17 protein-coding genes are annotated in these 14285 nt (G+C 25.1%); 14 read left to right on the forward strand and 3 right to left on the reverse strand.

Annotated features, from left to right (window positions below; all coding sequences use genetic code 4):
• The first annotated feature begins 17 nt into the window (after positions 1-17).
• The 11 genes from AAHM99_RS01080 to AAHM99_RS01130 all read left to right on the forward strand — a co-directional run bounded on the left by AAHM99_RS01080 (position 18) and on the right by AAHM99_RS01130 (position 10416).
• Entirely contained in the window at positions 18-2252 is a 2235-nt protein-coding gene (locus tag AAHM99_RS01080) for an endo-beta-N-acetylglucosaminidase (RefSeq protein ID WP_342274948.1), read from the forward strand.
• 2 nt (positions 2253-2254) lie between these two features.
• On the forward strand, positions 2255-2956 hold the full coding sequence (locus tag AAHM99_RS01085) for an ABC transporter ATP-binding protein (RefSeq protein WP_342274949.1): 702 nt from the start codon (positions 2255-2257) through the stop codon (positions 2954-2956).
• Positions 2949-3806, forward strand: a complete 858-nt coding sequence (locus tag AAHM99_RS01090) for a hypothetical protein (protein WP_342274950.1) — start codon at positions 2949-2951, stop codon at positions 3804-3806. Before AAHM99_RS01085 ends, AAHM99_RS01090 begins: the two co-directional genes overlap by 8 nt.
• 74 nt (positions 3807-3880) lie before the next feature.
• Positions 3881-4177, forward strand: coding sequence for a transposase (locus AAHM99_RS01095; RefSeq protein WP_342274802.1), 297 nt, complete (start codon positions 3881-3883; stop codon positions 4175-4177).
• Between the two features lie 278 nt (positions 4178-4455).
• Entirely contained in the window at positions 4456-5019 is a 564-nt protein-coding gene (locus tag AAHM99_RS01100) for a DDE-type integrase/transposase/recombinase (protein ID WP_342274951.1), read from the forward strand.
• Positions 5020-5142: 123 nt separating this feature from the next.
• Positions 5143-6105, forward strand: a complete 963-nt coding sequence (locus tag AAHM99_RS01105; RefSeq protein WP_339030995.1) for an ROK family protein — start codon at positions 5143-5145, stop codon at positions 6103-6105.
• Between the two features lie 31 nt (positions 6106-6136).
• Positions 6137-6349 carry a DUF896 domain-containing protein gene (locus AAHM99_RS01110; protein WP_342274952.1) on the forward strand — a complete coding sequence of 71 codons (213 nt, stop codon included), beginning with the start codon at positions 6137-6139 and terminating at the stop codon, positions 6347-6349.
• 172 nt (positions 6350-6521) lie between these two features.
• Positions 6522-7151 (forward strand): lipoprotein, encoded by a 630-nt coding sequence (locus AAHM99_RS01115; RefSeq protein WP_342274953.1) that lies wholly within the window; start codon positions 6522-6524, stop codon positions 7149-7151.
• A gap of 199 nt (positions 7152-7350) precedes the next feature.
• Entirely contained in the window at positions 7351-9318 is a 1968-nt protein-coding gene (gene tkt / locus AAHM99_RS01120) for a transketolase (protein ID WP_342274954.1), read from the forward strand.
• Positions 9319-9374: 56 nt separating this feature from the next.
• A complete protein-coding gene (locus AAHM99_RS01125) occupies positions 9375-9599 on the forward strand; it encodes a YneF family protein (protein ID WP_053946172.1) in 225 nt (74 codons plus the stop codon).
• Positions 9600-9738: 139 nt separating this feature from the next.
• Positions 9739-10416 carry an MBL fold metallo-hydrolase gene (locus AAHM99_RS01130; protein WP_339030987.1) on the forward strand — a complete coding sequence of 226 codons (678 nt, stop codon included), beginning with the start codon at positions 9739-9741 and terminating at the stop codon, positions 10414-10416.
• Positions 10417-10461: 45 nt separating this feature from the next.
• Here AAHM99_RS01130 and plsY read toward each other — a convergent pair whose 3' ends face one another.
• Positions 10462-11346 (reverse strand): glycerol-3-phosphate 1-O-acyltransferase PlsY, encoded by an 885-nt coding sequence (gene plsY / locus AAHM99_RS01135; protein WP_342274955.1) that lies wholly within the window; start codon positions 11344-11346, stop codon positions 10462-10464.
• A gap of 135 nt (positions 11347-11481) precedes the next feature.
• On the opposite strand from plsY, the gene AAHM99_RS01140 reads away from it, so the two are divergent.
• Positions 11482-12165 (forward strand): hypothetical protein, encoded by a 684-nt coding sequence (locus AAHM99_RS01140; protein ID WP_342274956.1) that lies wholly within the window; start codon positions 11482-11484, stop codon positions 12163-12165.
• 11 nt (positions 12166-12176) lie between these two features.
• Positions 12177-12488 carry a hypothetical protein gene (locus tag AAHM99_RS01145; RefSeq protein ID WP_342274957.1) on the forward strand — a complete coding sequence of 104 codons (312 nt, stop codon included), beginning with the start codon at positions 12177-12179 and terminating at the stop codon, positions 12486-12488.
• Between the two features lie 5 nt (positions 12489-12493).
• Here the strand turns inward: AAHM99_RS01145 and AAHM99_RS01150 are convergent, their stop codons facing one another.
• Both AAHM99_RS01150 and AAHM99_RS01155 read right to left on the reverse strand, forming a co-directional pair.
• Positions 12494-13129, reverse strand: coding sequence for a hypothetical protein (locus AAHM99_RS01150; RefSeq protein ID WP_425288795.1), 636 nt, complete (start codon positions 13127-13129; stop codon positions 12494-12496).
• On the reverse strand, positions 13033-13245 hold the full coding sequence (locus tag AAHM99_RS01155; RefSeq protein ID WP_342274959.1) for a hypothetical protein: 213 nt from the start codon (positions 13243-13245) through the stop codon (positions 13033-13035). Before AAHM99_RS01155 ends, AAHM99_RS01150 begins: the two co-directional genes overlap by 97 nt.
• 163 nt (positions 13246-13408) lie before the next feature.
• On the opposite strand from AAHM99_RS01155, the gene AAHM99_RS01160 reads away from it, so the two are divergent.
• Entirely contained in the window at positions 13409-14107 is a 699-nt protein-coding gene (locus tag AAHM99_RS01160; RefSeq protein WP_342274960.1) for a family 1 glycosylhydrolase, read from the forward strand.
• The last annotated feature ends 178 nt before the right edge of the window (positions 14108-14285 follow it).

Below are 14285 nucleotides of genomic sequence, written 5' to 3' on the forward strand. Positions count from 1 at the left end.
ATAGAAAAAAAGATATAATGGAAATTAAAAGAAATGAAATTTTTGATAAGGTAAATAGTATACTAGAATGAAACTACAAAGATGATTTAGATGCTAAGTATAATAAATCAAGAATTGAACTTCAAAAGAGAACCAATGTTGCTTCAAAATGAGTTGAATCTCAAGACGAAAAAATTCAGCAAATGAATATGACAACAATTATTAATAGTACTTCTAATGAAAATACTATTATTGGAAATAAAAGAACTTATTCAAGAAGTTTTAATAATTATCAATACAATGATATTATGGTTAGTTGAGCAGGAGCGGCTGATGAAGGAATCATTGTTCCTCCAGGAAAAAATGAAGTTGAAAAAGCTCATATAAATGGAACCAAAATATTAGGAAATATTTTTTTGGATGGATATCATGGTCTAAAAAAGGATATATTAGAAAAATTTTTAAAAAAGGATACTAAAGGAAATTATCTAATAGTAGATATTTTAATTAATATGGCAGTTGATTTAGGATTTGATGGATGATTTTGAAACAATGAACCAAATGGTTATTTTGAAGATGGTTATATTTTAAGTTATAAAATTGTTATTGAAATTATGAAACAATGAAATCAAAAAATTAAAGACTCAAAAGATGAAAATATTAAGAAATTAGTATTATTTTCATATAAAAATAATGGTAATTTGGAATTAGATTCAACTGGTAAAACAGCAAACCAAGAGTCCGAAGCTCTTCAAAAAAATACTGATTATTTTTTAAGTGATTTTGGAATTACTACAAATAAATCTCTTGATTATATCAAGAAAAATAAAATTGAAAAAGATTCGCACAAAATTTTCAATATGTATAATTTGGGTGGATGAATCAATGGGCAAATATTTTATGATAAAAACAAAATAGGTCAAAGAGATCTTAGAGATCTTGTTTATAAACATTTTGATGAGAATGGAAATGAATATAAATTAAGTGACGTTGTAAAAGAAAGAGAAGATAAAGATAATAATAAATGAACCTATATTAAAAAAGGGGCACAGCAAGCTAATTCTCATAATTCTTTAGCTATTTTTGCTGCACATACGGCAAGTGATTTAGCACAACAAGAGATGGATAAAATTAATAATACAGTTCCTAATCAGGAAACTGATCTTTATGGAATGACATTACAAAATTATTATGATGACATGATTTATACTGGAAGAAATAGACAGTTATCAAATGATGATAAGGGATCTGTTTCTTATAATGATTCAACTTTCTTGCCTCCTAATGATTTAAGTTATGGAGTAGGAAATTTAGTAAATGAAAGAACAGTTATGAATGATTTTAATAAATCATTCTTTACAAATTTTTCAACTGGTAATGGGTCAAAATTTGTTTCATTTAATGATAAAAAAGAAAGAATTATTGAAGAAAATTATCCGTGAAGTAATACTAATATAGCTGACGTGCAACCTACATATAAATGAATGATTTTGCAAAACGATGGTACTGGCCAAAAACAACAAATTGAAAAACTTGCAGATATTACTGGTTATTATGATTATCTTAATCCTTATTTGAAAGGCAATTCAATTGCACTAGGTTCGAAAAAACAAAATGCAATTAAAAATGATGGAGAAATTGAAGAGGCCACATTTGATACAAGCAAAAATTATAGTTGAATGATTATGGGAAGTAATTATACAGATAATAAACCTTTAACAGTTTCAATTGTATATAGATCAAATAATGGAGTTTCGAATGAAAGTGTAGTATATGAAGAAATAAAATCAAATAATTCAAATATAAAGTCTATTTCAAATATAGATGTTAAGAATTTAGATGATGGTTGAAAAGAAATAAAAACTACTATAACACCATCTGGAGGGATAATAGGTAAAATTGGTTTACAATTTAAATCTTCAAAGGAAAAAAATAAAATTAATATAGGACAATTAGCAGTAAATTATGAAAAAATTACTCAAAATTTAGAAGATAATTTACAGTTAAAAGCTCAATCAGAATTGTTAATTGATAGAGGAAATAATTTTCAAAATATTAGACTTAATTTTGAAAATTTATTAAAAGATAAAGATATCTATTCTTATTATGAAGTCTATTTTAAACAAGAAAATAAACTAGTTAGAGTTGGTGAAACTAACTCTAACAATTATTTTGTAAAAGATATTCCAAATAATACCAATGAACTTTATATAAAAGTTCAAAATAATGCTACAAAAGAAGTTAAATGAATTAAATTAAAAATGGAGAGGTAATAATGTTAGAAATAAAAAATTTATCTAAGAACTTTGGAAAATATAAGGTTCTTAAAAATATAAATCTGGAAATAAAAAATGGAGAATGTCTTGGAATTTTAGGTTCAAATGGAGCGGGAAAAACTACATTAATGGAACTGATAGTTGGTCAAATAAAGCCAAGTAGTGGTGAAATACTTATTGACGGAGAGAAAAATATTTATAAAAAAGTTGGGATTCAATTTCAAGAGGGAATGTGACCAATGGGAGTCAATTCTAAAATATTAGTTAAGTTTTTTAAACAAAATTGATTTAAAGAAATAGATGAAAACACAAAAGAGTTAATTAAAATTTTTGAAATAGAAAAAATTTTAAAAAAAGATTTAAATAATTTAAGCGGAGGACAAAAACAAAGAGTTAATGCCTTTTTAGCGGTTATAAACAATCCACAATTCATTTTTTTAGATGAAATGATTTCTGGTTTGGATTTAAAAATGCAATTGAAATTAATTTCTTTTTTTAAAAAATTAAAAAGTGAGGGCAAAACAATTGTGCTAATATCTCATAATCCTGAAGAAGTTGAAGAAATGTGCGATCGAGTAATAATTTTAAAAAATGGTGAAGTTTATTTAGATGATATAACTGAAAATATTATCAAAAAACATGGAAGTATAAGAAAAATGTTAATTGAATATTATGAAAGTGAGTTTGAAAAAAATGAATAATAAATTTATTAAATTTAACAAAAACTTTTTTAACAATTTTCTTTTAGTTTCAAGTTCAATTTTAAAAAATTTTAGAACTTATGTTTATTTATTCTTTATACCAATATTCTTTTTATGCGTTTTTACATGATTTACTGGTGGTATGAATGCTAATTATAAACCAACAAAATTATTCTTATTTATGATGATTCCAACATATTCAATTGTATTTTTAGTAAACATTTCTATTTCGGAGTGAAAAAATTCAGTTTTTTTAAAAAGAGTACATAGTGCTGGAGTATCTAAAATGGAGTTTTTATTAAGTATTTGAGCCTTTAATTTCTTAGCAGGAATTATAGCATTTTTAGTTGGTTTTTTTACCATTGAGATATTAGGACTTTTATACGTAAAACCAATAGATGAAAGTATAGCCACTTCTTTTGCATTAATTAGTTTTAGCGAGTGATTAGGAATTTTATATGCAATTAGTTTAAATATTTTAATATCAATTGCCATTGGAACAATAATAAGTGGTCTGATTAAAAGTATTGCATTATCACAAAGTTTAACAATAATTATTATTATTTTATGCATTGTTTTTTCAGATAATTTATTACCAATTGATTTAATGTCTATAAATAAAGGCGTTGTTATTTTTAGTTATTTATTTCCTCAAAAACATTCAGTATGGGTAGGTTTAATAAGTTCATCTGCTAAAAATCTAAGTTGAATAATTGAAAATAGTGATAGAAAAATAGTTAGTTTTAATTATAATTTGACTTTAGTAAGTTTAACTGGATTATTGTATACTTCAGCTTTATTAACTGGAGCATATTTCTCATTTAACTGAAATAATAAAAATGTAGTGTAACCTTTTTTCGGACACATTTTAAAAATACTTTATATATTGATATAAAATATTTGTGAACGAAGAGAGGTTTTATTTTGACTAAGTATTCAATCAATCAAAAAATTGAATTAGTATTAAATTTTTACAAATCTAATTTGTTATTAGCACAGTATTCAAAAGCAGTAGGAATTGATAAATCAAGATTGAAAAACTGAATAAAAATTTATGACGAAAATGGAAGAAGTGGATTTAAAAAATCCTTTAAAGCCAATAATGAGGAGATTATAAATTTAAAAAGAGAGCTTAAAAAATCAAAAAGAGAGAGTGAAGACTTAAAATTAAGAGATGAAATGTTTAAAGAATTAAGAGAAATGATTGATAGAAAGAAGTAAATAAGTGAGAGTTAAATACATTTAAATCAAAAGTAGTTTATAACTTTACAATTAAATACCCAAATATTGCAATTAGAAGACTTTGTAGAATAATTGATTTAGCAAAAAGTACTTACTATGATTGATTATCAAAAGGTAAACCAAAAATTAAGGCAATTAATTGAGGTTTGGTTTTGAGAATTAATGATGTTTATAAAAATGAAGTTAAAATCTATGGTTCTAGAAGATTAATGAAGTATTTAGATCTAAATTGTAGTCATAAAAAAGTTTTGCGAATAATGAAGTTTTTAAAGTTAAAACCTAATAACTATAAAATACAAAAGAATAAATCAGTTACTCCAGAAAAAATTGGTAAGTATCCTAGATTATTTAAAAATCAAACAGATTTGAAAAATTATGGAGATATTTTCTCTGTTGATATTACCGAGAAAATAATAGCAGGATGCAAACTATACACTTGCGCCTTTTATCATGTAAACACTAAAAAAGTTTATGGTTTGGTAACTAAAAATATTAAAGGTATGAAATTAGTATTAGAGTCATTTTTTAATATGGTTAATGAATTTGGAACATTTAAACCAAACTCAATTATTCACTCTGATAATGGCTCAGAATTTAAATCTTATCAATATCGCTTAGCTACAATGTGATTTGATTTTGGCTTAAGTATGTCTAGAATTGGTAGATCAACGGACAATGGATATATTGAAGGTTTTTGAAGTACTCTTAAAAGAGAAGCAATCAAGGAAGGTTATAAATACAATGTTGTAAATGAATATATTTATAATTTGAAAATGTATCAATATTTTTATAATAATAATAGAGTTAGTTATAAAATATAGGTGTCCGAAAAAAAGGAACAGTACATGAAATAATAAAAAATAACATTTTTGTAAAATACGTTATTAATCAAGTAAAAAAATGATATATTTATATTAAATAAGTTTGGGGAGGCCACAAAAATAATGAAATTAATTTTAGTTATTGAAGTTGGAATTTCAGCATCAAAAGTAGGTTTGGTTAATCAATATGGTGATTTACAAGCACAATTTTCAGTTGATCATGAAAAAGATAGAATTATTCCCAATTTATATGAAAAGATTATTGATGGTTTAGAAACTATTGGTATTAGTTATGATGATGATATTGATAAAGTAGGGATTGCAATTCCAGGTTATGTTGATCATATGCTTGGAATAATTAGATATTCAGCAAATCTTGAGTTGACAAATTATAATATAAAAGAAGAAGCAGAAGATTTATTTAAAAAACAAATTTTTGTAATAAATGACGCTAATGCAAGTGCCTTAGGAGAATTTTGAACAGGTGTTGCAAAACAATATGATTCAATCATTTTTTACTATATTGATAGTGGAATTGGTGGAGCTGTTATAACAGAAGGAAAGTTGTCACCTGGTTCTAGAGGTTTTGCAGGAGAATTTGGTCATGGTGGAGGAATCTTTCAAACTAAGTATGACTGTGTTTGTGGTTTAAAAGGATGTATTGAACCAATGTCTTCAACATCAGGAATTGTTAATCATTTTAAAACAAGTTTAAAATCAAAGAGAAATCATCCAGCATCAAGTTATTTCAATAATATTGAAACAATCACTTTTAAAGAAATTGTTGAGGTTTTTGAAAATAATGAAGATCCAATTGAAGTGATCTTACTTTTACAAGAAGCTGTTGAACCGCTTGTTATGCATATGGCAGCAATGATAAATGCATTAGATCCAGAAGCTATTATCTTGGCAGGTGGTCTAACACAATTAGATGATCATATAATAAAAATTATTAAGAAAAATATTAAAAAGTATATTATTGAAATGTTTGCCGAAGAATTAACAATTGAGAATGCACAATTAGGAAATGATTCTGCAATGATTGGAAGCGCTTATTATGCATTAAATGATTGAAAAATATTCTAATTTTCAATCATTTTTTTATGGAGGTTTTTTTATGGAAATGGAAAGTCTGTTAAAACGAATTAATGAACTTGCTAAAATTGCAAAAGAAAGAGAATTAACAACAGAAGAGTTAAAAGAACGTGATCAATTAAGAAAAAAATATATTACTATTTTTCGAAAAGGACTTGAACAACAATTGGAAAATGTAACAATTATTGATGAAAATGGCACTATAGTAAAGAAAAAAAGTAATCCTAGTAGTTAATTACCAAAAGTAACTTTTTTTGCCTTTTAAAGCTCTTTTATAAGCAAATAAGGGGTATTTTACACTTAATAAATCCTTATTAAGTGTAAAAATTTGTAAAAATATTTTTATATTTCAAAATATTTTTATATAATATAGTTAAGCCTTAATTGGCTACGAAAGGGAATAAAAAATGAAAAAATTATTAGGATTATTAGGAGCAGCTGGTTTAGTTGCTACAACAAGTGCAACTGTTGTTGCATGTGGAGATAAAGAAGGAACTAAAACTGATTTATCAAAAATGGAATTAACTGTTGCTTCAGGATTAACAGAAAAAGAAGCAAAAGAATCAATTGCAAAACAAATTACTGCTAAAGTAAAAGATGCTAAAGAAACTACAGATTACACAATTACTGTAAAAGCAGAAACAAGAGCTGAAGAGGGTGAAACTGAAGAAACTGAAAAACCTTTAACTGATGGAACTAAAATAACAGTTGCTGCAACAAAAGAATCAACATTATTAAGTGGTTCAAAAACTATTGAAGTTGGTGCAAAAGCTGCTGAAAAAGTTAGTTTAGATGCTTTAGACATTAAAATTACAGCAGATATGACTTTAGAAGATGCTAAAGAAGCAATTAGTGCTGCAATAGTAAAAATGTCTAAAGAAGCTGTTGAAACTACAGATTATACAATTAGTCATGAACCAAAAGATGGATCAGATGATACTGCATTAACTGCTGAAGATAAAATTCAAGTTAAAGCAGTTGATACATCAAACTTATTAACTGGTTCAAAAGAAATTATTATTGCTGCTGCTGAATAATTTATAGTTAGACAAAAAATACAATAAAATTTAAACATATTGTAAAAAATAATTTATCCACAAAATTATTTAAAAATCCATTTATTGGATTTTTTTTTTTTTTTTAATCAAAAATTTAAAACATATCTTGATACAAATTAAATTTTTTTTAATTTTAGAGATATAATTATTTTGAATAAAAGTGAGGTTCAAAAGAAATATGAATAAAGACAATAAAAATCTAAATGCTCTAAGAATTTTAGGGATAGAAGCTGTTAATAAAGCAAATTCAGGACACCCTGGAATAGTTTTAGGAGCAAGTCCAATAGTATTTACTTTGTTTACAAAACTTATGAATTTAAATCCTAAAAACCCATCTTGATTTAATAGAGATAGATTTGTTTTAAGTGCAGGTCATGGGAGTGCATTACTTTATAGTGCACTACATTTATCAGGATTTGATTTATCAATAGAGGATATGAAAAACTTCCGTCAATTAAATTCAAAAACACCAGGTCACCCTGAATTTGGTCACACTCAAGGAGTTGAAGCAACAACTGGACCATTAGGTCAAGGTTTTGCTATGGGAGTGGGAATGGCATTAGCAGAGAGTCATTTAGCAGGAAAGTATAATACAAAAGATTTTGATATTGTTAATCATTTTACTTATGTTTTATGTGGTGATGGTGATTTACAAGAAGGTGTATGTCATGAAGCAATAAGTTTTGCAGGAAGATATAAATTAAATAAGCTAATTGTTTTACATGATTCAAATGACATTCAATTAGATGCTCCAGTTGAATTAGCTCAAAGTGAAGATATTACTCTTAAATTTAAAGCAGCTGGATGAAATACGTTACATGTTAAAAATGGTGAGGATCTAAAAGAGGTTGAAAAGGCTATTTTAATGGCACAAAAAAGTGATAAACCAACATATATTGAAGTTAAAACAATTATTGGAATTGGAGCAACCAATCAAGGAACTACTAAGGTTCATGGAGCACCATTGGGAACTGATATCGAAACAGTTAAAAGCTATTTTAATTGAAAAGAAGAAGAATTTAAGGTCCCCCAAGAAGTTTATAACTTTTGAAAAGAAAATGTTTTAAGTAGGGGAGTTAAGAGTGAACAAGAGTGGAGTTCAAAATTTGCAAAATATCAAGCAAAAAACCCAAAATTGGCACAAGAACTTATTAACTCTATTAATAAAGAGTGAAATATTGATTTAAAAGAGTTGCAAGCATTAAATAAAAATGTAGAACAAGCAACAAGAGTAAGTTCTGGAGAAGTATTTAACTATTTAAGCAAAAATATTACTTCAATTATTGGGGGAAGTGCTGATTTATGTGAATCAACTAAAATAAAAGGCGCTGATGGAAACTATGATTTTAATAATCTAAGTGCAAGAAATATTATGTATGGAGTAAGAGAATTTGCCATGTGTGCAATTAATAATGGTATTGTACTTCATGGTGGTCTATTGCCAGTAGCTTCAGGGTTTTTTGTTTTTGCAGATTATTTAAAACCAGCTTTAAGAATGAGTGCAATTATGAAAGTTCAAACTTTAAGTATTTTCACTCATGATTCTGTGGCAGTTGGAGAAGATGGTCCAACACATCAACCAATTGAACAATTGGCAATGTTAAGAAGTATTCCTAATTTAAGTTTATATAGACCATGTGATATGGCAGAAACTATTGCAAGTTATTATAGTGCTTTGAATAATAAAAATATTCCAAGTGTGATTGTTGCCACCAGACAAAATTTAAAAGAATTAGATCATAATAAAAATATTATTGAAGATGTAAAAAAAGGCGCTTATATTTTAAGCGAAACAAAAAATGCAAATGTGACTTTAATTGCATCAGGAAGCGAAGTTGCTTTAGCAATGGATGTAAAATCAATTTTAGAAACTAAGGGTCATAAAGTAAATGTTGTTTCAATGCCAAATATGAATGAGTTTACTAAACAATCAAAAAAATACCAAGATACTATTATTAATAGAAGTACTCAAAGATTTTCAATTGAACTTTCAACAACTTTTGGTTGACATAAATTTTTAGGTGATAATGGTAAAGCTTATGGAATCGATACATTTGGTTATTCTGCACCATTCAATGATGTTATTAAAGAAATTAAATTTACTAGCCAAGATATAGCAAAAGACATATTAACTATCTTAAAATAATTAAAAATTATGTTAATATTAAAAAAGAATTATTAATCAAGGAGGATTTAAATATAATGGGAACTATAGTATGATGAGGGGCATTATTAATAGCAATAGCTACTGCTATTGTTGGGGGAATAATTGGTTTTATAATAACAAGAAAAGTTATTCAAAAACAATTAAGAGAAAATCCGCCAATTAATGAAAATCAAATTAGAGCTATGTACAGAAGTATGGGAAGAAAACCAACTGAAAGTGATATTAAAAAAACTATGAATGCTGTTAAAAGAGGAAAGTAGAATGTTTATTAAAAGTGTTTTTTAATAAAACACTTTTTTTTTTTTTTTTACTAAAAAAATATTATATAATTAATTAGGAATTTAATTCCGTATGAAGTACAGAATATCAATTATAAAATATTAGAACGGTGGACAAAAAATGATACAAGTTTTTACTTGTAAAAAATTTAAAAGGGTAAATGCATTTTTATTACACAACGAAGAAAAAAAGGGTGTATTATTTGATACAGCGTATGAATCTTATAAAGACATAATAAAATTTGTGGAGAGCAATAATATTCAAATAACAGATATTTTTATTACACATGGTCATTTTCCTCATTTTTATGGAATAAATGAGATATCAAAAAGTCAAAATAATCCTAATGTTTTTATTGGTAAAGAGGATCTATTAAATCTTTTTGACCCAATAAAAAATATGAGTAATTATTTTGAAGGTGTTAATAAATGTATATTGGAACCTATAAAAAATTTAAAAGTAATATCGCAAGATGGAAAAGTTAATTTAAATGGATATGATATTGAAATATTTAAAAAGAATTGTCATACAGAAGGTTCTTTAATTATTTCAGTACCACAAGAAAAATTCTTATTTACAGGTGATTTCATTCTTAAAGATGAAACTTATTTAGTTGATGGATTGTTGCAACTAAATAATGAAAATGAAAAGTTAATTTTAGAGACTTTTAACTGATTAATAAGTAATTTTAATAAAGATTTTAAAGTTTTTACTGGTCATTATGATTATGGTTTTAAAATAAATAATATTTTAGAAGATAAAGATGCAAAACTTTTAAGAAAATATATATCAAAATAGTTTTTATTAAGAAAAAAATGTACGGCTATGATAATTTAATTATCATTAAGTACATTTTTTATTTTTCTTTTTTTGAGTTTTTAAGTTCTTTTTTTCCTTTGAATTAGATTCGTTTATAATAATTTTTTTTGTATTTTCATTTATTTTATCTAATTCATTTACTTCAATATCATTTTCATTTGACTTAATTTTCTTTTTTCCCAAAAATGCAGGTTCAGTACCTTTAATTAGTCTAATAATATTTTGATAATGTCTTGCCAATAGAATAAGTGCTGCAAAAGTTACAACTAAGTTTATTACTAAGAAACTATCCATTGGTGAACCATTAACTAAGTGAAATTTATTATATCAAACAAATGGGAAGGCACTTTCAAAATCATTACCATTAATTGAAAAATTACTTAATCCAGAAAGTTGAGGGATTCACATTAGTGCTGCAGCTAAAATTGTTGCAAAAATAGAACCAATACTTACTTTTTTTGAAACTAATACTAAAATTAATCATATTGTAAAGAATATTAAACCTACAAGAAAATTAGCAACTAACATTAAACCTAAAAAGCAACTTACAGCTTTACCACCTTTAAATTTGTAGTAAACTGGTCAACAATGACCAACTAAAGCAAAGAAACCTGGAATAATTAAAATTGTATTTTTAAAAATCTCACTTGAACCAGTTGGTATTAAACTAATTAAAAATGCAAGAAGAACTGCTAAAAATATTTTAAAGGAGTCTAATAACATAATTACAACTCCTCATTTTTTACCAATCATCCGACTTGCATTAGTTGCACCAGCGTTTTTACTTCCTTGTTCTCTAACATCCTTATTGGTTTTTCATTTTACAATAGCAATTGAAAAAGAAAAACTTCCTAAGAGATATGCGAGAATAGAAGTTATAAAAGTTCCTAAAATAATTCCTAAAGTCATGTTGTACGCTCCTTGTAAAATATCTAATAATCATAAGTTATCTTACTATAAACTTATAGTAATATGCAATAAAATAGTTTAGAATAATAAAATAGTCCTACAAATTATTTTCTAAAATAGGAGGGTTTATTAAGAATGAAATTAAGTGAAAAAATAAATTTAAAAAACATTATTTTTAGTTTATATAAAAAGGATTTATATGGTCTTTTAAATAAGAAAGAATTTAATTTAAATAAAGAACAAAAAAATGAACTAATTTTTTTAGGTCAAACAGATGAATGTAAAACTTTATTTGAAGGAATTAATAATTTTTTTGAAAAAAACATTAATAATGAACCAATTGAATTGAGTTTGATGTTAACTTTAATTTTGCAAAGATATCATTACTTTTATAAAACTGAATTAGAGTGAAGAAGCTATTGTAATAATTTTGAAAAAATAGAAGAAAAAGATCCTGGTGAATTTTTTTTAACTTATATTAGTAAATTTTTTAATGATCAAATAGATCTTTATAATAAAAGTTATCAAGAAATTATTGAAGAGTTTAATATTGATAATTGAAATAAAAAATTTTCACAAGATATTTGTTTGCTAATTAAAAATATTAATAATTCAAATAATTTTCAAGAAAAATTACAAAATTGCGAAAAATTAGTTTTATTTTTACAAGATACAAAAAATATTTATTCTAGTTTAGAAGTAGTTGGTTTAGAAAGTGAAAAACAACAGTTTTTAGCTCATACAAATGAAGTAAAAATAATATTTCAATCATTAAATCATTTAGTAAATGAAATATTAAAGCAAATTATTGCTGTTTAAAGGAAAAAAATATGTTCAATAAATATGACAAAATGAATCAAAAGGAGTTGGAAGAAAAACTTCTTATTGTTGAAAAAGATTATAAAGACTTGCTAAAACAAGAAAGACAAATTGATAAAAAGGTTAGAAAAAATTTATGATTTTGATTTTTCTTTCCTTTATTAGGGTTTCTTTTTTATCAAATTCATCTTAAAAGAAGAAAAGAAAATGATAAAAACTATTATATTATTAAAGATAAAAAAAAGGATTTAATTTATATTGAATTAGAAATTCAATTTATTAAATCCAAAATTGAAAAGTTAAAAGAAACTTCTTCAAAATAATTTTTTTATAGCTTATAAACTATAAAACTCATAAGATACATAATTAACGAACTTCTTGTTGATTCCAAAAATGTAGCTCGTTCGTAGTAGTCAACAATTATTATTTGACTATACTTGTCAAATTTATGTTCTTGTGATGGAGAACAGATAATAAAAATATTGTCAGTCTTGCTCTTAAGTAAATTATAAAAATTAATTACATATTGATTATCCAAACCAAAAACAACTATTATGAAGGTATCTTCAGATGTTACTCTATTAACTCAAGTTTCATTTAATTTTCTTTGATAATTAAAATGAGCATTATAACCTAATAGATTTAATTCACTTATAAACAATTCTGTATTAAATAATTGTTGGTAACAACTTATAGCATAAGTATTTTTTGTTTGTTTAATAGAGTTAACAAGATCCACTATTTTAATTTCTTGTGAATCGATTAAATCAATGGATTTATTGATTAAATTTCTATAGGAATTGTTATTATTTTCATTATTAATTGATAAAGTTGTTCAGTTGTAATATTCAGTTTCAACTTTAATTCTTATTGCCAATTCTTTAAAACCATCATAACCATATTTTTTTGCAAACGCTGTAATGACAGATTCAGAACAAAAACTTTGTTTTGAACATTCATTAATTTTAGGCGTTTTTTTATTTTCAATACAATCAAGTAAATAATTGGCAATTGAAACATGTGTTTGATTTCAAGGTTTGCTTTTATTAATATCAATTTTTCTTTGATGCTTTTGAACATATTAATCTCCTAAATATATATTAACAAAGTTTTTTTGATTTTCCAAAAAAATTCTCCATTAATATAATATATTGTAAAAAAATATTCTATTCAATACAATTAATTTGGAGGTAAATAAAAATGATTAAGTTTTCAAAAAAATTTGAAATAGGAGCATCAATGAGTGCAATGCAAACTGAAGAAAGGGTATTACAAAGATTGGTGATTAGCTTTTGATAAATATTATCAAGAAAGCCCTGAATTATTTCACAATAATGTTGGACCTAATGTAACATGTGATATTACAAGACATTATAAAGACGATATTAAAATGTTTAAAGAGATTGGTTTTGATTCATTAAGAACGGGATTTTCTTGAGCAAGATTATTTCCAGATGGCAAAACACTCGATTTACAAGCAGTTAAGTTTTATCATGATTATATTAATGAATATAAAAAAAATAACATCAAAATAATTATGACTTTATTTCACTTTGATATGCCACTTTGAGCCCATCAAAAAGGAGGGTGAGCTTCAAAAGAAGTAATTGACTCTTTTGTTCAATATTGTGAATTTATTTTTCAAGAGTATCAAGATAGTATTGACTCTTATGTGACATTTAATGAGCCTTTAGTTCCTGTATATGAAGGTTATTTAAATGATAAGCATTATCCCGCTTTGGATGACCCTAAACAAGCTGTACAGCAAGCATATGGAATATTTTTAGCTCATTCTAAAGTACTATTAGCTTTTAGAAAATATAGTTTAAAGCTCAAATTGGACTGGTTTTTAATTGAAATTATACTTATGCTTTTTCTAATTCTGATGAAGATCAAGAAGGGGCTAAAATTTATGACGCATATGTTAATAGGGGACCTTTAAATATTATGTTTAATGGTGTAATTGACCCCATTTTAGTAAAAACTTTGAAGCAATATTCAATTTTACTAATTATAGTCATGAGGAATTAGAAATAATCAAACAAACTAAAATAGATTTTCTAGAATAAATTATTATTTCCCCTGTAGAGTAAAAGCTCAAAGTAATCACAAAGAAAGAT

This window comes from Spiroplasma endosymbiont of Cantharis lateralis, from assembly GCF_964030855.1.
Taxonomy (GTDB): Bacteria; Bacillota_I; Bacilli_A; order Mycoplasmatales; family Mycoplasmataceae; genus Spiroplasma_A.